Here is a 19,125-nt window from a genome sequence, read left to right on the forward strand (position 1 = left end):
GCGGAATGACGGATGGCAGTAGTCGGTGGGGGTAGCAGGTAGATCGGGGTCGGGGAATCGGCAATGACGCGGTGTGAGGGTTGTGCAAAACTTGCTCCCGTGACTTCGCAACCGGTGCTTTCTCCGCTGACTTCGGCGGCGATTTTTCTTGTGGTCACCATCGACGACGGTGGCGAGGATGCGGTTCGGGATGTGCTGTCCGGGATTCAGGGTCTGCAGCGGTCGGTCGGCTTCCGGGTTCCCGAGGGGAAGCTGACGTGTGTGGTCGGGATCGGCTCCGACGCATGGGATCGGTTGTACGGCAGCCCGCGGCCTGCGGAACTGCATCCGTTCGTGCCGTTGGCCGGTGCGACGCACAGTGCACCGTCGACGCCGGGAGATGTGTTGTTCCACTTGCGCGCTCAGCAGATGGATCTGGTGTTCGAGATGGCTACGCAGATCATGGATGCGCTGGGTGAGTCGGTGACGGTGGTCGACGAGGTGCAGGGGTTCAAGTTCTTCGAGATGCGCGATCTGATGGGCTTCGTCGACGGCACGGAGAACCCGACGGGTGACGACGCGGCGGTGGCGGTCACCGTCGGTGAGGAAGATCCGGGGTTCGCCGGTGGCAGTTGCGTGATCGTGCAGAAGTATCTGCACGACATGGCGTCGTGGAATTCGTTGACGACCGAGGATCAGGAGAAGGTCATCGGGCGAACGAAGTTGACCGACATCGAGATGGACGACGATGTGAAGCCGTCGAATTCGCACACGGCGCTCAATGTCATCGAGGACGAGAACGGTGTGCAGCTCCAGATTCTGCGCAACAACATGCCGTTCGGTAGCCCGGGGGCGAAGGAATTCGGGACCTATTTCATCGGGTATTCGGCGTCGCCTGCCGTGACCGAGGAAATGCTCCGCAACATGTTCCTCGGTAAGCCGGAGGGCAACCACGACCGGATCCTCGACTTCTCGACGGCTGTCACGGGCACGTCGTTCTACGTTCCCACTGTGGATTTCCTGGAGGATCCACCGGAAGTACCCACCGTGCAGGATGCGCAGTCATCGCCTGGGGTGTCGGACGGTTCGCTGGGAATCGGAAGTCTGAAACATCTGTCCAACAAGGGAGTGTCGGTCCAATGAGTAATTTGCATCGTGAACTTGCTCCGATCTCGTCGGCGGCGTGGGCCGAGATCGAAGAAGAGGCGACGCGGACGTTCAAGCGCAACGTCGCAGGCCGTCGCGTCGTCGATGTGAAAGGTCCGGCCGGGTTGACACTTGCGGCCGTCGGCACAGGTCATCAGCGGCCTATCGAGCCGATCGCCGACGGAGTCGTCGCACACGCGAGGGTGGCGCAACCGGTGGTGGAACTGCGCGTTCCGTTCACGGTGAGCAGGCAGGCGATCGACGACGTCGAACGGGGAGCGAGCGACAGCGACTGGCAGCCGGTGAAGGATGCGGCCACCCAGATTGCTTTCGCCGAGGACCGTGCGGTGTTCGAAGGCTATGCGGCAGCGGGCATCACGGGTCTACGAGACAGTGCGTCCAATCCGGAGTTGAAGCTTCCGTCGGATCCGCGGGACTACCCGGAGACCATCAGCCAGGCCATCACGGCGTTGCGTTTGGCGGGCGTCAACGGGCCGTACTCGTTGCTGCTGAGCGCCGAAGCGTTCACCGCCATCAACGAGACGTCGGATCACGGCTATCCGATCCGCGAGCACCTGCGCCGGTTGCTGGACGGAGAAATCATCTGGGCACCGGCGATCGACGGTGCGTTCCTGTTGACCACTCGTGGTGGTGACTACGAGTTGCACATCGGGCAGGACCTGTCGATCGGCTACTCGTCGCACGATGCGTCGAGCGTGGAACTGTACTTCCAGGAGACGCTGACGTTCCTGGCGTACACGAGCGAAGCCGTCGTTCCTCTGGTTGCCGCGCCCACAGTGTGACCGAATGGTCTGACCGAACGGTGTGAGCCTGCCCAAAGTCCTCGCGGGCAGGGTTGCTACATCTAACAGAATTTCCGGCACCTGGCATTTCGACCGGTCGAGCACACCTACGCTCTCGTAGGTATTCGATTCGAGGAGGCATGTCCATGGTCAGGGAACTGACACAGCTGGAGCTGCTGCAGGAGCTGGTTCCGGTTGCGGAAGACAACGTGAACCGGCATCTGTCGATGGCGAAGGAGTGGCATCCCCACGACTACGTGCCGTGGGACGAGGGCCGCAATTTCGCCGAGTTGGGCGGCGTCGACTACGACCCGGAGCAGAGCAGGCTGTCGGACGTGGCACAGGCCGCGATGGTCACCAACTTGCTCACCGAGGACAATCTGCCGTCGTACCACCGCGAGATCGCCGAGAACTTCTCGCAGGACGGCGCCTGGGGTACCTGGGTGGGCCGGTGGACCGCCGAGGAAAACCGTCACGGCATCGTGATGCGCGATTACCTGGTGGTCAGCCGCGGGGTCGATCCTGTGGCGCTCGAAGAGGCTCGCATGATTCACATGACCAACGGGTTCGCGTCTCCCGCCGGTTCGCACACGGGGTTGCTGCATTCGGTGTCCTACGTGACGTTCCAGGAGCTCGCGACGCGTGTGTCGCACCGCAACACCGGCAAGGTGTGCGACGACCCGATCGCCGACCGCATGCTTCAGCGCATCGCGGCCGACGAGAACCTGCACATGATCTTCTACCGCAACATCTGTGGTGCCGCGATGGACATCGCACCGGACCAGACTCTGAACGCGGTGTCGGACATCGTGACGAACTTCCAGATGCCGGGTGCAGGTATGCCGAACTTCCGGCGTAACGGTGTGTTGATGGCCAAACACGGTATCTACGACCTGCGTCAGCACCTCGAAGAGGTCGTGTGGCCGGTGCTACGTAAGTGGCGTGTGTTCGAGCGAGAGGACTTCACGGGCGCCGGCGAGAACAAGCGCGAGGAGCTCGCAGCCTTTCTCGAGGACCTGGAGAAGCAGGCAACGAAGTTCGAGGAGATGCGCGACCGTTCACTGGCTCGTGATGCGGCCAAGGCGGAGAAGGCACAGAAGGCGTCCTGAGTTCCTACATGCTCGCACCGGGGTCCGCATCGAACAACGGAGTTCGTTCTGAACGCGACAGCTGAAAAACTGGCGACTCTCGCCGAGAAACTCGAACACGCGCGTAACCCTGGTAGTGAGCGGGCGATCGCCAAGAGAAGTGCCGCGGGGCTGCCGGGTCCGCGGGACCGCATCGATGCGTTGCTCGATCCCGGTAGCTTCGTCGAGTACGGTGCCTTGATGCGGGCTCCCGGTAGCCCGAAGAATCCGTACGGCGACGGCGTCGTCACCGGGCGCGGCACCGTCGGGGGCAGGCCTGTCGTCGTGTATTCGCACGACAACACGGTGTTCGGTGGGTCGCTCGGAGAGATGTTCGGGCGCAAGGTCGTTGCGATGATGGAACTGGCCGCCAAGACGGCGTGTCCGATCATCGGTATCAACGATTCCGGCGGTGCACGGGTGCAGGATGCCGTGACGTCGCTGGCCTTCTATTCGGAGATCGGGCGTCGCCAACGGCTGCTGTCCGGATTGGCGCCGCAGATCTCCATCATGCTCGGCAAGTGTGCAGGCGGTGCGGCGTATTCACCTGCGTGCACCGACTTCATCGTCGCAGTGCAGGATCAGGCGTACATGTTCGTCACCGGACCCGACGTGCTCAAAGCGGTGACCGGGGAGAATATTTCAGCCGAGGATCTCGGCGGCGCGACGAAGCAGGCGAGCTACGGCACCGTGCATCACGTCGCCGATTCCGAGCCCGATGCATTCGCGTGGGTGAAGACGCTCCTCGGTTACCTGCCGAGCAACTGCCACGAGATCGCACCCGTCGTGAACCCAGGTCTGGAACCGACTGTGACGGAATCGGATCTGAGCCTCGATTCCTTCCTTCCCGACTCGGACAACACCGCGTACGACATGCACGACGTCATGACGAAGGTCTTCGACGACGGGGAGTTCCTCGAGGTCGGCGCGCTGTACGCACCGAACGTCATCACTGCCTTCACCCGCGTCGACGGCAGAACCGTCGGCGTCGTCGCGAACCAGCCGACCTATCTCAGTGGTGCTCTGGACATCGCCAGTTCGGAGAAGGCTGCACGCTTCATCTACATCTGCGACGCCTTCGCCATCCCCATCGTGTTCCTCGTCGACATTCCCGGCTATCTGCCGGGGTTGGAGCAGGAACGCGCCGGTGTGATCTACCGTGGCGCGAAACTGCTCGCGGCGGTGATCGAATCGACCGTCCCGAAAGTAACCGTCGTCATCCGCAAGGCGTACGGGGGTGGTTATGCAGTAATGGGTTCCAAGAACCTCGGCGCGGATCTCAATTTCGCGTGGCCGACGGCCCGCATCGCCGTGATGGGCGCCGAGGGTGCTGTCGGGCTGCTGAAGCGTCGGGAAATCGAGGCAGCGGGCGAGAACGGTCCGCAGGTGCGTCAGGACTTCATCGACTTCTACAACGAATACGTCGCGACGCCGTACACGGCAGCCGAACGTGGGTACATCGATGCCGTCATCGAACCGTCGCAGACTCGGCTGGAAATCCGTCGAGCATTGACCTTGTTGGCCGACAAGACACCCGAGCCTCTCCCTCCGCGGCGTCGATCGTTGCTGCGCCCTGTGTGAGCACGGTTCTGAAGGTCGTGGTCCGAAGCGAGACTCGGTCGACGGCGTCCTGAAGCGGACCGGCGCCGGCTGCAGCACTGCAAGCGCACGAGTGCACTCGCATAGGGTGTGGTGTGCAGCAATTCTGGGACCGCGTTTCCGCGGTGAGTCCTGATCCGCCTGTCTGGATCGTCCAAGTGGCAGCTCTGGTGGCTCTGGCGATCGTGTCGATTCCGCAGACGTGGAGGGTTGCCCGCAATGTTGTGACCATCGCCCACGAGGGCGCTCACCTGTTCGTGGCGCTGATCACCGGCAGGCAACTGGTGGGACTGCGACTGCACTCCGATACGTCGGGGGTCGCTATTTCGAAGGGCAAGCCGACGGGCCTCGGGGTCATAGCGATGACGTTCGCCGGCTATGTCGGACCGTCGCTGCTCGGCCTCGGGGCTGCGTTCGTACTGGGGACGCAGCACGCGTCGGCGGTGCTGTGGATCGGGATCGTCTCGATCGCACTGATGCTGCTGATGATCCGCAACGTCTACGGATTGGTGTCGTTGGTCGTGGTCGGTGCGGCGCTGTTCGCGGTGTCCTGGTGGGGAACCGGTGAGCAGCAGGTGGCCGCCGCGTACTTCATCACGTTCTTCTTGCTGATCGCCGGACCACGGCCCGTCCTCGAACTGCAACGTTCACGCAGTCGAGGACGGGCACGCGATTCCGACGCCGATCAGTTGGCTCGTCTGACGTTCCTACCGGGAATCGTCTGGGTGGGCCTGTTCCTGCTGGTCACGTCCGGCTGTCTTGTAGTGGGCGCGTGGAGGATACTGGCTCCGGTGCAGTGACGGGGGCGTCGCCTCCTGGAGTTTCCGGTGCGGTGAAGTAGAACATGGCACGTCTGGCGTCGACCTGCTGTTCGGTCATCGCCAGCTGACCTCGTCCGCGGGAGAAGAACGCGGTCAGCCAGGAGATGACTGTGGTCAGGCGGCTGCGGAAGCCGACGATGTAGAGCAGGTGCACCAGCAGCCACATGACCCAGGCGACGAAGCCGGTGATCTTGATGGGGCCGACCTGCGCGACGGCGGAGAAGCGGGACACCGTCGCCATCGAGCCCTTGTCGAAATACTTGAAGTCCTTGCGCTCGGGTACCTGCTTGCCCGCGCGCACTGCTTCGACGCCGTCTTCGATGACACGTGCTGCGTATCGGCCACCCTGGATCGCGACCTGCGCGACACCGGGGAGCTTGTCCAGTGCCATCATGTCGCCGACGACGAACACTTCGGGGTGGCCGGGGAGGGTGAGGTCCTTGTTCACGATGACGCGGCCTGCGCGGTCGATCTCGGCTCCGGACTGCTCGGCGAGGGTCTTGCCGAGGGGGCTCGCGGCGACACCTGCAGACCAGACCTTGGTTCGCGAGGCGATGCGTCGGACGCTTCCGTCACTGTCCTTGACGGTCAAGCCGTTGGCGTCGAGGTCGGTGACCATCGCGCCGAGTTGGATGTCGACGCCCATTTTCGTGAGTCGTTTCGCGGCCGCCTGGCCGAGGGAGTCGGCGAACGGGGGCAGGACCTTGGGTGCGGCGTCGAGCAGGATGACCTTCGCTGATCGGGAGTCGATGTGCCGGAAGGTGCCGTCGAGGGTCTTGTTCGCGAGTTCGGCGATCTGGCCTGCCATTTCGACGCCGGTAGGTCCGGCACCGACGACGACGAAGGTCAGCAGCTTCTCGATCTCGGCCGGGTCAGTGGCGAGTTCGGCCTGGTCGAAGGCTCCGAGGATGCGGCCGCGGAGTTCGAGGGCGTCGTCGATGGTTTTCATGCCCGGTGCGTATTCGGCGAAGTGGTCGTTGCCGAAGTAGGACTGGCCTGCGCCTGCGGCGACGATGATGCTGTCGTAGCTGGTTTCGGTGATGCGCTCGAGGAACTGGGAGGTGACGACTCGGTTCTCGAGGTCGATGGCATTGACCTCGCCGAGGATCACCGAGGCGTTGTGCTGGTCCTTGAGGATCATTCGGGTGGAGGGCGCGATCTCTCCTTCGGAGAGGATGCCGGTGGCCACCTGGTACAGCAGCGGCTGGAAGAGGTGGTGTGTGGTCTTGGCGATCAAGGTGACGTCGACGTTGGCCTTGCGCAGTTGTTTCGCTGCGAAGAGACCCCCGAACCCGGAGCCGATGATGACGACGTGATGCCGGTGCACCCGCTGGGCGAGTGCAGGAGTCAGGTCAGGCGTGGTGGATGCGGACATTGGTTGTGTCCTTCTTCGGTTCGGGACGGTCGGGTGCGAGGCCGTCATGTGTGCTGTGTCACTATGGTGATTGAACAGTACACCAAACCATGTACGAATGTTAAGACAAAATTTGCAGCAGTTCGTCGAGTGGATCGACTCCACTCGACGAGGGTGCGGCGGGGTTGCTCAGTCCTTGTGCGGCGTTCGTTCCCCGGTGTCGGGATCGATGTCGAGCACCACATCCGGAGAATCGGGATGGTAGAGGACGGGCCGAGCTGCCGTGGCACGCTTCGCCCCGGCGCGTAGCAGCAGAACTCCGGAGGCCACCAGAACGATCGTCGCGATGCCGGCGATCCATACCCACCCTTCGAACCCGCCTGCGAGGGCGGTGATGAACAGTGCTGCCGCAACTATTCCTGACATCACGAGGATGATTCCGGTGCGGTTCTCTGCGGTCTTGATCCAACGCGGACCGGGCGCGGTCTTGTTCTTGGCCATGACAAGTAGTCCCTTCAGGTTGCCTGAGCCCGAGATACCCGCTGGGAGAGCATTCACACAAATGCTCCTCGACTGCGGACCGTAACCGTCCGCAAGGGGTCCTAGCGTCTCCTCCGTCAGGATCCGCACGGGCAGAAGAGGGGCTCACATGATCGAAACGACAGGATTGACGAAGAGTTTCAACAGGGGGAAATCGACAGTCGAGGCTGTTCGGGGCATCGACCTGTCCGTGGCCGAAGGCGAGCTGGTTGCGTTGCTCGGCCCGAACGGCGCGGGCAAATCGACCACACTCCGGATGCTCACCACACTGTTGCCGCCTACCTCGGGCTCGGCTCGAATCGCGGGCCACAGTATCGAGACCGACCGTGATGCGGTGAGGCGCAGTCTCGGGTACGTCGGACAGGGCAACGGGGGTGGCCACAACCAGCGCGTGCGCGACGAGCTGATCACCCAGGGACTCTGCTACGGAATGCCCAAGCAGCAGGCTGCTTCTCGTGCGGATGAACTGTTGTCCGCACTGGACCTGACGGATCTCGAGAAGAGGACCGTCGGCACGCTCTCGGGAGGCCAGCGTCGTCGCCTCGACATCGCGATCGGGCTGGTGCACCGGCCACCGCTGCTGTTCCTGGACGAGCCGTCGACTGGAATGGACCCGCAGAGCCGGGCCAACTTGTGGGACCACATCCTTCGGCTGAGGAAGGAGATGGGGACCACCATCGTGTTGACGACGCACTATCTCGACGAGGCGGATTCCATGGCGGAACGGGTCGTCGTCATCGACAAGGGCACGATCATCGCCGATGACACTGCCGACGCGCTGAAAGCCGAGTTGGCAGGTGACCTGGTGACGCTCAGTCTGTCGGCGTCTACCTCGTCCGGTGCGGCGGAGGCGTTGACGGCGGAGACATTGACGGCGGAGGCGTTGGCGGCGGTGGTGCAGGGCGTCGACGGGGTTCGCGACATCACGACGTCGGGGCATCGGCTGAACATACGGGTCGCACGCGGGGATCGTGCTCTGCCGGAGCTGTTGCGTCGCAGTGAGTCACGCGGCTTCTCCATCGAGGCCGCAGACCTGTCTCGTCCGACTCTCGACGACGTGTTCCTCGGCCTGACCGGCCGCAGTCTTCGTGAAAACGCAACGGTGTGAAGGAGATCGGCATGAACGTAGTCACAGGCAGTGTGTTGGTCATGAACCGTGAACTGCGCCCGATGGTTCGGGACCCGTTCACGGTAGTTTTCAGTCTCACTCAACCCTTGATCCTGCTCGCCTTGTTCGGTCCGCTTCTGGGTGGCATTCCCGGCCTCGGCGACGGCAACGTGTGGGACTGGTTCGTGCCAGGGGTGCTCGCGATGATCGCGATCTTCGGTACATCGATGACCGGGTCCAATCTGCTCATGGAGCTCCGCGAGGGATCGCACGAGCGCATGCTCGTCACTCCGTTGCCCAGATCCGCTCTGCTCATCGGGCGGGCGGTGAAGGAGATGGTGCCGCTCGCAGCCCAGTCGGTGTTGATCGTGCTCGTGGCGTTGCCCCTCGGACTGTCGGTCGATCCGTTCGGCGCAGTCGTCGGAATTCTCCTTCTCGGAGTGTTCGGCATCGGTCTGGGCGCGCTGTCGTACTCGTTGGCGCTCACGGTTCAGGCGCAGGACTGGGTTTTCTGGGCAGTGCAGCAGACGCTCATGTTCCCGCTGCTGATCTTGTCCGGCACGATGCTGCCGTTGGACGATGCTCCGGGATGGATGCAGGTTCTCGTCGACGTCAACCCTCTCGGTTACGTCGTCAGCGCCGAACGGGCTTTGTTCGCGGGAGATTTCGCGTCCGTTGAGGTGCTGCACGGTGCGGTGGCGGCCGTGAGTGTCGCCGTCGTCGGACTCGGGGTCGGAATCAGAGCGATGCGGCGTTGACGATCGTCGGTTCGATGTTTTGTCCGGACATCAGTTCTTGACGAGGTGGAGTACGGTTCGGGTATGAGTGATGCAGATCACCGAAGTGAGGAACTGCAGGAGCAAGCTCAGCGGCAGGCCGCGGCGGCACGGGTGAAGATGAAGCGCCGCCGCGATCGGCAAGAAGGGGGCTTGGGGGGATACGTCGCCGAACGGGCGGGGGACTGGGACCTCGACGACCAGGACACGGCCGCGATGGATCGGCAGGTACGGTTCTGGCGCTTCGTCACGGACAAGTGGTTCCGCATGGAGATCGACGGGTGGGACAACATCCCGGACCCGCCGGTGCTCGTCGTCGGAGTTCATACCGGTGCGCCGTTCGTGTGGGACGCATGGACAGTCGGCGCCCAGTGGTGGCGTCGTTTCGGCGAGAAGCGAACTCTGCACGGCACAGCCCACGACGCGTTGATGGCGTTTCCCGTCATCGGAACGGTGTTCCGGGCGATGGGCGTGCTCCCGGCCGCCCCAGATTCCATGGCGACCGCACTGGCCGAGGGCCGCGACGTCATCGTCTGGCCGGGCGGGGAAGTGGACTCGCTGCGGCCGTGGAGTGAACGGGATGTCGCAACCCTCGGCGGGCGAACGGGTTTCGTCAAGATGGCGATTCGCATGGGCGTGCCGATCGTCCCGGTCGCGACGGTCGGTGGGGCCGACGCCATGCCAGTCCTCGTTCGAGGCGACAGGCTCGCACGGGTGCTCGGTCTCGACAAGGTCGCGCGGCTGAAGGTGTTCCCGATAGCACTGTCTCTGCCGTGGATCATTGCTCCCGCGGCGCTTCCTCAGATTCCGCTTCCGGCGAAGATTCGCACCAGGTTCATGCCGGCGATCACCGTCGACCACGACCCGACGCGCTGCGAGGACGAGGACTACGTCGACGCGAAATACGAGGAAGTGCGCGCGCTCATCCAGAGCGGAATGGACGACCTCGCGACGAAGCGTCGGTTTCCGATCTTCGGGTAGCTAAGCTTCCCTCCATGGATCGACCCGCGGTAATTCTGGACAACGACACCACTGTTTACGACTTCTATCTGCGCCACCAGCAGAACCGTCAGGTCGCGAGATTGGCCTACGCAACGCTTGCCAGGCGCTTCAAGCCGCGCGTGAGCTACCCCGAGGGTGCGCGGGAGGAACTCCGCCGCCTCGTCTACGACGACACGCGCCTGATCATTGCCGTCAACCATCTGTCGGAGACAGACCCGTACACCGTCGCCGCGACGGCATGGGCGTCGCCGCTGCGACCGGTGATCGGACGCACCCGTGTTCTGGCCAAGGACGAGCTGTTCCAGGAACCCAAGCAGCGCAGACGGATCGACATGATGGGCGGAATACCTGTGTTCCGCGGCAAGAATCACGGAATGCGGGCCGTCAGTGCGGCAGGCAACCGCATGATGGACGTCAGTGCCGAGCGGGTGAGACGCGGTGACGACTTGGCGATCTTCCCCGAAGGAACCTGCAACCTCGAGGATCCCACGAAGGTGCAGAAGGTGGGCAGCGGCATCGGCCACATCGTCTCGCGCGTTCGTGCACTCGGCGTCGAGCCGGTCCTGATCTGCATCGGGCTGAGCTACGGCGACCCGCAGAAGCTCAAATCGGCGAGCGTGTACATCGACACTCCGATCACCGGTCTGCCGGACAAACCGTTGCACATCACGCGCACCGTGTCCGACGGTATGCAGAAGGCCCTCGACGGCGCGGTAGCCGCCTACTGAGCAGTCACTCGGTTATTGGTAGAACAGGTGGCAGAGGTTTCATCCATCGCAACTTCAGGAGACGCACGTGAGTGATGCAGTCAAGACCGCAGTGGTGACCGGAGCAGCACGGGGAATCGGCGCTGCGGTAGCGAAACGCCTGGCCAAGGACGGATTCGGTGTCGCAGTCGTGGACCTCGACGAAGCCGCATGTTCCGACACCGTCGGAGCGATCCAGTCCGCAGGCGGACAGGCGGTGGCCATCGGCGCGAACGTCGCCGACGAGGAGTCGGTGAAGACCGCGGTGGACCGTATCGCAACCGAGTTCGGTGCGCCGACCGTGTTGATCAACAACGCAGGAATCACGCGGGACAACCTGCTGTTCAAGATGACCGTCGAAGACTGGGACTCGGTGCTCGGTGTGCACCTGCGCGGCTCGTTCCTGATGACCCGCGCGATCCAGAAGCACATGATCGACGCCAAGTGGGGTCGCATCGTGAACCTCTCGAGCACCTCGGCGCTCGGCAACCGTGGGCAGGCCAACTACTCGGCCGCCAAGGCAGGCATGCAGGGATTCACCAAGACGCTGGCCATCGAACTCGGCAAGTTCGGCGTCACCGCCAACGCCATCGCTCCCGGTTTCATCGAGACCGAGATGACGGCAGCGACGGCCGAACGCGTCGGCATGCCGTTCGAGGACTTCAAAGCCGCTGCGGCGTCGCAGATTCCAGTCAACCGAGTCGGCAACCCCGACGACATCGCACACCTCGCGTCGTTCTTCGTCAGCGAGGGTGCAGGCTTCATCTCCGGGCAGGTCGTCTACGCCGCCGGCGGCCCGAAGGACTAGCGGGTCGTGGGAGGTCCGCCCACCCGGCAGGCCTCCCATCCGCTCTACGGCGTCGGCATTCCGCCGTTGACGTTGAGAGTCTCACCCGTCACGTAGCCCGATTCCGCGGACGACAGGTAGACGTATGCCCCGGCGAGTTCGGCGGGCTGGCCTGCGCGGCCGAGCGGGGTCTCCTTGCCGAACTCCGGCAGCGCCGACGTCGGCTGCCCGCCCGACGCCTGCAACGGCGTCCAGAATGGGCCAGGCGCCACGACGTTCACCCGAATTCCCTTGGGCGCCAGCTGTTGTGCAAGTGCCTTGCTCATCGTGTTGATGGCCATCTTGGTGGTGGCGTAATCCACGAGTCCAGGCGACGGCGTGTATGCCTGAATGGAACTGGTGTTGACGATCGTCGACCCCGGCGGCATATGCGGAACGGCTTCCTGAATGGTCCAGAACAGCGCGTAGACGTTCGTTTTGAACGTCGCATCGAACTGCTCGGAGGTCAGATCGGCCAAGTCCTCGACGAACTGCTGCTTGCCGGCCACCGTGACGAGCAGGTCCAGTCCACCGAGCTCCTCGACGGTTGTCCGGACGATCCCGCGGGCACCCTGCTCGTCGGTCAGATCGGCGGGCGCAAGTACAGCCGTGCGTCCGGCGTCGCGAATCAGCTGCGCGACTTCCTGTGCGTCTTTCTCCTCCGACGGCAGATAATTGAGCACGACATCCGCGCCTTCACGAGCGATGGCAATGGCGGCTGCGCGTCCGATGCCCGAATCAGCACCGGTGACAAGGGCTTTACGTCCCTCCAGCCTGTTCGTGCCACGGTAGGTGTCCTCGCCGTGATCGGCCTTCGGTTCCAGATCCGAGGCGAGACCCGGCGGATCCTGATGCTGCTCGGGGTACCCATCCTGACGGTACTGCGTCACAGGATCGGTGAATGTGTATTGGTCCGTCACGGTGAATGCGTCTCCCAACATGGAGTGTGAATGCGAACCGTTGTCTCGATTCAGTACCCACGCTGCTTTCCCTGCAGTCATGCGTCGCAAACGCATGACTGCGCCACAGCAACCGTCCGAGCGTTGCCATGGCGCAGTCATGCCGCGGTGGATTGGTGGAGCGGTGGAGCGGTGGATCAGTAGGTGTAGAAGCCTTGACCGGTCTTGCGGCCGAGCTGCCCGGCTTCGACCTTGCGTCGAAGCAGCGGAGGCGGTGCGTAGTGGGTCTCGCCGAACTCTGCGTACAGCGATTCCGCGACGGCCAGGGTGACGTCGAGGCCGACGGTATCGGTCAAGCGCAACGGTCCCATCGGATGGGCGCAGCCGTTGACCATGCCCTCGTCGATGTCCTCGGCGCTGGCGAAGCCGGATTCGAACATCCTGATCGCGGACACCAGGTACGGGATCAGCAGAGCGTTGACAATGAACCCGGCCCGGTCTCCGGAGCGAATCGTCTTCTTGCCGAGGGTGTTCCCCGCGTACTCGGTGACGGCGGCGACGGTCTCTTCGCTGGTCACCAGGCTCACGACGATCTCCACGAGAGGGAGCACCGGTACCGGATTGAAGAAGTGGACGCCGACGACCTGGCCCGGCCGCTTCGTGGCGTTCGCCATCTTGATGACGGGAATCGACGACGTGTTGGTCGCGAGGATGCCCTCGGGCTTGACGATGGAATCGAGCTTGCCGAACAGCTCGAGTTTGAGCGACTCGATCTCGGGTGCAGCTTCGACGACCAGGTCACGGTCCGCGAAGTCCTCGATGTCCAGCGTCAACGAGATTGCTGCGCGGGCTTTCTCGGCTGCGTCGGCCTCGATGCGTCCGGACTTGACTGCGCGAGCGAAGGACTTGTCCAGGCGTGCCTCGGCGGCGTCGGCGGCTGCCTGGCTGGTCTCGAGAACGATGACCGACGAGCCCGCGCGCGCAGCGACCTCGGCGATACCGGCGCCCATGGTGCCGCCGCCGATGACTCCTACCAGTTCGATGTTGCTCATTTCAGCAGCGCCCGGGACATGACGACACGCTGGATCTGGTTGGTGCCCTCGTAGATCTGGGTGATCTTGGCGTCGCGCATCATCCGCTCGACCGGGAAGTCGGTGGTGTATCCGGCGCCGCCGAACAGCTGAACGGCGTCGGTGGTGACCTCCATTGCGACGTCGGACGCGAAGCACTTCGATGCGGCGGAGATGAATCCGAGGTTCTTCTCGCCACGCTCGGCGCGGGCAGCCGAGGTGTAGACCATGAGGCGCGCTGCTTCGACCTTCATCGCCATGTCGGCCAGCATGAACTGCACGGCCTGGAAGCTCGAGATGGACTGGCCGAACTGCTTGCGGTCCTTGGTGTATTCGATCGCGGCGTCGAGTGCGCCCTGTGCCAGGCCCACGGCCTGAGCGCCGATCGTGGGACGCGTGTGATCGAGGGTCTGCAGTGCAGTCTTGAAGCCGGTGCCGGGCTCGCCGATGATGCGGTCGCCGGGGATCTTGCAGTTCTCGAAGTACAGCTCGGCCGTCGGCGAACCCTTGATGCCGAGCTTCTTCTCCTTCGGGCCGACGACGAAGCCCTCGTCGTCCTTGTGCACGATGAAGGAGCTGATGCCGTTGGCACCCTTGTCGGGGTCGGTGACGGCCATGACCGTGTACCAGTCCGACTTTCCGCCGTTGGTGATCCAGCACTTGGAGCCGTTGAGGATCCAGTCGTCACCGTCGGCTGCGGCGCGGGTTCGCATGCTGGCGGCGTCGGAACCCGCCTCACGCTCGGACAGGGCGTACGACGCCATCGCGCCGCCGGCGAGCGATGGGAGGACCTGCTTCTTCAGCTCGTCGGAGCCGTTGAGAATCAGGCCCATGGTGCCGAGCTTGTTCACGGCGGGGATCAGCGAGGACGATCCGCAGACACGGGCCACTTCCTCGATGACGATGCAGGTGGCAACCGAGTCCGCTCCCTGGCCCTCGTACTCCTCGGGGACGTGGATGGCGTTGAATCCGGAGTTGTTGAGCGCAGTCAACGCCTCCTCGGGGAAGCGTGAATCCTCGTCCACAGCCTTGGCGTGCGGGGCGATTTCCTTCTCGGACAGCGCGCGGATGGCTGCGCGCAGCTCGTCGTGCTCCTCCGGAAGACGGAAGAGGTCGAAGTCCGGATTACCGGCCATGGTGCAACTCCTACGGCATAGATCGACAGGCACTCAGTGCCACGTATGCGTCGAGACTACGGCAGAGTTGGACATTCGAGCAAGGATTCGTGGCACTGGGTGCCAAGTTTGCTCGCTGGATGAGCCGAAATCTCACCCGTCCAGATGCTCGCCGAGTGCGTCGACGACGGCCTCGGCCGATGTTCCCCGCCGGAACACGGCCACCACGACGTCGTCCGACTTGCCGGCGGACGCGGAATCGGAGCCCGCCCCTCCTCCTGTTGCGCCGTAGCCCGCACGCACCCTGCTCAGAGCAGTCTGCAGATCAGCGGGCGCGATGTCGATGCCGTCGCGAATCATTCGTCGCAGCACGTAGTTGTGGGTGGCTGTGATCGTCGCGCAGAACTGGATCGTTTCGAGGTGCGAGTGGTCGGGGGCGGCGCTGCGCAGGTACTCGACGAACAGTCGCTCGTACTTGAACACGGTCACGATTTCTCGGTCGCGCAGCGCAGGATTCTGGTGAACCACCTGGTAGCGGAGTCGGGCGTACTCCTTCCAGTCGGTGAAACGATCGAACACGAGTTGGGCCGCGTCGCACACGGCAACCCAGGGATCGTCGTGTTCGGCCTCGAGGAACGCGGCGGCCTGAGCGAGGAGGATCTCGTGGTCGACGAAGATGACGTCGTCCTTGCCCTTGAACTGGCGAAAGAACGTACGACGCGAGATGCCCGACGCCTCGGCGATGTCGTCCACCGAGGTGGCGTCGTATCCGCGGACGGAGAACAGGTCGAGTGCGGCCTTCGCCACGGTCAGACGGAAGGCCTCGGAGTCCTCGGTGTCACGCATAGCTGACGAAGGTATCCCAGTTTCGCGAGTGTCGAGAACTCCTACTTACGGAATCGGCTGTGTCGTTCGTCCGGGCCGGTAGAGTCGACTGAACCGTTTCTCGCGCTGGAAGGATCTTCGATCTTGGCTCTCGTCGCAGGTATCGACTCGTCCACTCAATCGTGCAAAGTCTTTGTACGCGATGCGGATTCGGGAGAGCTCGTTCGTAGTGGGCGGGCCTCGCACCCGTCCGGAACCGAGGTGGACCCGGCCGAGTGGAAGAAGGCCCTCGACACCGCTGTCGCCGACGCGGGTGGACTGGACGACGTCGACGCCGTGTCCGTCGGCGCTCAGCAGCACGGGATGATCTGTCTGGACTCGTCGGGCGATGTCGTTCGGCCTGCACTTCTGTGGAACGACACACGGTCGGCACCGTCGGGTGCCGACCTGGTGGAGGAGTTGGGCGCGCAGGGTTGGGCCGACGCCGTCGGCGTGGTTCCGCTGGCGTCCATCACGGTGACGAAGCTTCGGTGGCTCGCGGACAACGAGCCGGAGAACGCAGATCGCACTGCAGCGGTGTGCCTTCCGCACGACTGGCTGAGCTGGCAGCTAGCCGGCGCCCCGGGCCTGGACGCGCTCGCCACGGACCGCGGCGACGCCAGTGGTACTGGGTACTTCTCGGCGGCGACCGGACAGTACCGACACGATTTGCTGGAACTGGGATTCCGCGGCCGGACGCCCCGATTGCCCAGAGTTGCAACGCCGTTCGAGCGTATCGGCGAGACGGCAGGCGGTGCGGTGATCGGTCCCGGTACCGGTGACAATGCGGCAGCCGCACTCGGATTGGCTGCTCGCCCTGGCGACGTGGTGGTATCGGTCGGCACGTCGGGTGTCGTCTCGGCGGTGACCGACGTCGCCGCGGCCGACCCGTCGGGAATCATTGCTGGTTTCGCCGACGCGACCGGACGCCAGTTGCCGTTGGTCTGCACGCTGAACGCAGCGAGAGTGCTCGACGCAACGGCGTCGTTGCTGGGCGTCGACCATGCAGAACTGTCTCGGCTCGCATTGGCGACACCGAGTGACGGCCTCGTTCTCGTTCCGTACCTCGAAGGCGAGCGAACACCCAACCGGCCGGACGCATCCGGGGCCGTTCACGGTCTACGCCTGGGCAATTCGACGCCAGGTCACCTGGCCCGCGCGGCCGTCGAGGGCCTGCTGTGCGGGCTGGCCGATGGCATCGACGCACTCCGAGACGCCGGAATCGAGACCAAGCGAGTCCTGCTCGTGGGCGGCGGTGCCAAGTCGGCAGCGCTGCGTGAATTGGCGCCTGCCATTCTCGGTATGCCCGTCGTGGTTCCGGAGCCGGGCGAGTACGTCGCCGACGGCGCCGCCCGCCAAGCTGCATGGGCGTTGGCGCAGACGCCCGAGCCGCCGCAGTGGGAGTCGGCGCCCGCCCGCACCTACGAGGCCGATCCGACGCCGTCGATCCGCGCACGGTACGCAGAAGTCAGGGACCTGACCGAAGGGGTGTAGCGAAACGAGCCGGCCTAGGGAATCAGCCGAGCATCGCGGTAACGCTGGACCACCGATGCGATGCCATCGGGGGTCGATCGGAAGCCGAGGAAACCGGCTTTCTTCGACTTGTTCATGTCGGTGAGGCACTCCATGTCGCGGCCGAGGTCGCCGTCGGTGTGCCACCAGGACGCGAGCTTCGTGACGTCGGGCTCGACCAGATCGTGCGTGGCGGCGATACGTGTCCATGTCTCGGCGGCGTCCGCCATCCGAGGCTCGAGCGGACGTGGTTCGGTGTCGTACCCTTCGGGCTCGACACCGAACATTTCGGCGAACTGCGGCCACATCCAGCGCCAGCGGAAGACGTCGCCGTTGGCGATGTTGAACGCTTCGTTCTTTCCGTTGTCGTTCGACGATGCCCACACCATCTGTTCCGCGAGCAGGTCCGCGTCGGTGAGGTCGGTGAGACCGTTCCACTGGGTGTCCGACCCGGGAAAGACGAACGGGGTGCCCAACTCGGCGCAGATCGAGGCGTAGACGGACAGAGTGAGCACCATGTTCATCGCGTTGCCGACGGCGAAGCCGGAGATCGTGTGCGCACGATGCACACTCCACGTGAAGTCGTACTTGTCCGCGCCGGCGAACAGTTCGTCTTCCTGGGCGTAGTAGAAGTTGGGGGTGTCGAGTCGCTCTTCCGACTCGTGGAACGGGGTCTCGGCCATGACGGCGTCGCCGTAGGCGTCGAACGGCCCGAGGTAGTGCTTGAGGCCGGTCATCAGCGCGACGTGGTTCACCGTTCCGGACGGCCCGAGCACGTCGAGGACGTTGCGCAGTGTGGCCGAGTTGACCTCGATGTTCTCTTTCTCGGAGTCCTTCTTCATCCAGGCCGTGAAGAAGACTATGTCGGGGTTCACCTCGGCGAGAGCGTCGGTCAGGCTTGCGGTGTCGAGCAGGTCGGCGGCCACGGGCGTGACGCCGTCGACGGGGGTCTTCCCGCTGCGGCTCAGCCCGTAGGTGGTCCAACCTTGTGCAAGGGTCTCGCGGCACAGGGCTTGACCGGAGATTCCGGTGGCACCGACGATCAAGGCACGGTGTTGGGGTTCGCTCATGAGCCGTAACTACCCAGTTAGTGAGTAGTTGACACTCACAGGGTGACGAGCTGCTGTCCGATCAGGACGACCGCACCGATCGTCGAGACCACGATGGCGGTGAGTCTCAGCCGTCTACGGTCCATGAGTCGGTTGACGAAACGAGACAGTACGTAACCGAGGATCGTGGCCGGCGCGAGCAGAACGAACAACAGGGCGGTGTGACCGTCCACCGCGCCGGCGGCTGCGAGAGCGACCAACGACATGACGGATCCGACAAGGAAGAACGCGCTCATGGTACTGCGTAGCTTCGCACCCGTGTTGCGCTGCCACACCAGCGCCATGGGCGGACCGCCGATCGAGGTGGCGGTGCCCAGCAACCCGGACGCAGCTCCGGCCACCATCAGATTCCGCCTGCGCGGCAGGGGGATCCATCCGAACGACGTCAGTGCGATCCCGAGCAGAACAACACCTGCGAGCATCAACGCCAAGCCACGTTCCGGCAGCGCCACCAACAGCAACGCGCCGAGAATCGTGCCGGGAACCCGGCCCGCCAGCGCCCAGCTGGCACCGGACAGATCCAGCGAGGTCCCCTCCTTGATCAACACCATCGTGCTGACGAGGATCGCCAGCATGATCAGGGTCCCGGGCACGAGACCAGGGTCGACGATCGCGACGATCGGCGCCGCGAGCATTCCCATGCCGAACCCGATGGACGCCTGCATGCACGACGCGAACAGGATCGCGCACGCCACCACGGCGAACCCCGACAGCGGCAGATCACCGATC

General features: G+C 64.0%; 19 protein-coding genes. 11 read left to right on the plus strand and 8 right to left on the minus strand.

The annotated features are described in order from the left end of the window. The first annotated feature begins 63 nt into the window (after positions 1-63). The 5 genes from ACFULT_RS02905 (at position 64) to ACFULT_RS02925 (ending at position 5,454) form a co-directional block, all read left to right on the plus strand. Complete coding sequence (locus ACFULT_RS02905; protein ID WP_378480554.1) at positions 64-1,122, plus strand: Dyp-type peroxidase; 1,059 nt, start codon at positions 64-66, stop codon at positions 1,120-1,122. Next, entirely contained in the window at positions 1,119-1,928 is an 810-nt protein-coding gene (locus ACFULT_RS02910; protein ID WP_037109366.1) for a family 1 encapsulin nanocompartment shell protein, read from the plus strand. The genes ACFULT_RS02905 and ACFULT_RS02910 overlap by 4 nt, the downstream gene beginning before the upstream one ends. Before the next feature lie 146 nt (positions 1,929-2,074). Then, positions 2,075-3,037: an acyl-ACP desaturase gene (locus ACFULT_RS02915; RefSeq protein ID WP_037109363.1), complete on the plus strand. Its 963-nt coding sequence runs from the start codon at positions 2,075-2,077 to the stop codon at positions 3,035-3,037. A gap of 48 nt (positions 3,038-3,085) precedes the next feature. Further along, on the plus strand, positions 3,086-4,636 hold the full coding sequence (locus ACFULT_RS02920; RefSeq protein WP_170945209.1) for an acyl-CoA carboxylase subunit beta: 1,551 nt from the start codon (positions 3,086-3,088) through the stop codon (positions 4,634-4,636). Between the two features lie 113 nt (positions 4,637-4,749). Next, positions 4,750-5,454, plus strand: coding sequence for a M50 family metallopeptidase (locus ACFULT_RS02925; protein WP_094719958.1), 705 nt, complete (start codon positions 4,750-4,752; stop codon positions 5,452-5,454). On the opposite strand, the gene ACFULT_RS02930 is transcribed toward ACFULT_RS02925, so the two are convergent. After that, on the minus strand, positions 5,399-6,850 hold the full coding sequence (locus ACFULT_RS02930) for an NAD(P)/FAD-dependent oxidoreductase (RefSeq protein WP_378480555.1): 1,452 nt from the start codon (positions 6,848-6,850) through the stop codon (positions 5,399-5,401). The two genes, ACFULT_RS02925 and ACFULT_RS02930, sit on opposite strands and share 56 nt — an antisense overlap. Positions 6,851-7,018: 168 nt before the next feature. After that, entirely contained in the window at positions 7,019-7,387 is a 369-nt protein-coding gene (locus ACFULT_RS02935; protein ID WP_037109354.1) for a hypothetical protein, read from the minus strand. A gap of 91 nt (positions 7,388-7,478) precedes the next feature. Between ACFULT_RS02935 and ACFULT_RS02940 the strand changes: the two genes are divergently transcribed. The 5 genes from ACFULT_RS02940 (at position 7,479) to fabG (ending at position 11,809) form a co-directional block, all read left to right on the plus strand. Continuing rightward, positions 7,479-8,477 carry an ATP-binding cassette domain-containing protein gene (locus ACFULT_RS02940; protein ID WP_378480556.1) on the plus strand — a complete coding sequence of 333 codons (999 nt, stop codon included), beginning with the start codon at positions 7,479-7,481 and terminating at the stop codon, positions 8,475-8,477. Positions 8,478-8,488: 11 nt separating this feature from the next. Further along, on the plus strand, positions 8,489-9,235 hold the full coding sequence (locus tag ACFULT_RS02945) for an ABC transporter permease (RefSeq protein ID WP_378480557.1): 747 nt from the start codon (positions 8,489-8,491) through the stop codon (positions 9,233-9,235). A 63-nt stretch (positions 9,236-9,298) separates the two neighbouring features. Continuing rightward, positions 9,299-10,234, plus strand: coding sequence for a lysophospholipid acyltransferase family protein (locus ACFULT_RS02950; RefSeq protein WP_170945189.1), 936 nt, complete (start codon positions 9,299-9,301; stop codon positions 10,232-10,234). Between the two features lie 14 nt (positions 10,235-10,248). Next, positions 10,249-10,983 (plus strand): 1-acyl-sn-glycerol-3-phosphate acyltransferase, encoded by a 735-nt coding sequence (locus ACFULT_RS02955; RefSeq protein ID WP_378480558.1) that lies wholly within the window; start codon positions 10,249-10,251, stop codon positions 10,981-10,983. A 67-nt stretch (positions 10,984-11,050) separates the two neighbouring features. Next, positions 11,051-11,809: a 3-oxoacyl-ACP reductase FabG gene (gene fabG, locus ACFULT_RS02960; RefSeq protein ID WP_037112123.1), complete on the plus strand. Its 759-nt coding sequence runs from the start codon at positions 11,051-11,053 to the stop codon at positions 11,807-11,809. A gap of 44 nt (positions 11,810-11,853) precedes the next feature. Here fabG and ACFULT_RS02965 read toward each other — a convergent pair whose 3' ends face one another. The 4 genes from ACFULT_RS02965 to ACFULT_RS02980 all read right to left on the minus strand — a co-directional run bounded on the left by ACFULT_RS02965 (position 11,854) and on the right by ACFULT_RS02980 (position 15,757). Continuing rightward, positions 11,854-12,765: an SDR family oxidoreductase gene (locus ACFULT_RS02965; protein ID WP_378480899.1), complete on the minus strand. Its 912-nt coding sequence runs from the start codon at positions 12,763-12,765 to the stop codon at positions 11,854-11,856. A gap of 158 nt (positions 12,766-12,923) precedes the next feature. Further along, entirely contained in the window at positions 12,924-13,769 is an 846-nt protein-coding gene (locus ACFULT_RS02970; protein WP_275041290.1) for a 3-hydroxybutyryl-CoA dehydrogenase, read from the minus strand. A 5-nt stretch (positions 13,770-13,774) separates the two neighbouring features. Further along, positions 13,775-14,932, minus strand: a complete 1,158-nt coding sequence (locus ACFULT_RS02975) for an acyl-CoA dehydrogenase (protein WP_019666868.1) — start codon at positions 14,930-14,932, stop codon at positions 13,775-13,777. 132 nt (positions 14,933-15,064) lie between these two features. After that, complete coding sequence (locus tag ACFULT_RS02980) at positions 15,065-15,757, minus strand: TetR family transcriptional regulator (protein ID WP_378480559.1); 693 nt, start codon at positions 15,755-15,757, stop codon at positions 15,065-15,067. Between the two features lie 123 nt (positions 15,758-15,880). On the opposite strand from ACFULT_RS02980, the gene xylB reads away from it, so the two are divergent. Further along, positions 15,881-17,269 carry a xylulokinase gene (gene xylB / locus ACFULT_RS02985; protein ID WP_378480560.1) on the plus strand — a complete coding sequence of 463 codons (1,389 nt, stop codon included), beginning with the start codon at positions 15,881-15,883 and terminating at the stop codon, positions 17,267-17,269. 14 nt (positions 17,270-17,283) lie between these two features. On the opposite strand, the gene ACFULT_RS02990 is transcribed toward xylB, so the two are convergent. Beyond that, positions 17,284-18,357, minus strand: a complete 1,074-nt coding sequence (locus ACFULT_RS02990; protein ID WP_378480561.1) for an SDR family oxidoreductase — start codon at positions 18,355-18,357, stop codon at positions 17,284-17,286. 35 nt (positions 18,358-18,392) lie between these two features. Further along, positions 18,393-19,109 carry a sulfite exporter TauE/SafE family protein gene (locus tag ACFULT_RS02995; RefSeq protein WP_176459961.1) on the minus strand — a complete coding sequence of 239 codons (717 nt, stop codon included), beginning with the start codon at positions 19,107-19,109 and terminating at the stop codon, positions 18,393-18,395. Positions 19,110-19,125: the final 16 nt, after the last annotated feature.

It is taken from the genome of Rhodococcus sp. NPDC057297, assembly GCF_042667435.1.
In the GTDB taxonomy this organism is placed as follows: domain Bacteria; phylum Actinomycetota; class Actinomycetes; order Mycobacteriales; family Mycobacteriaceae; genus Rhodococcoides.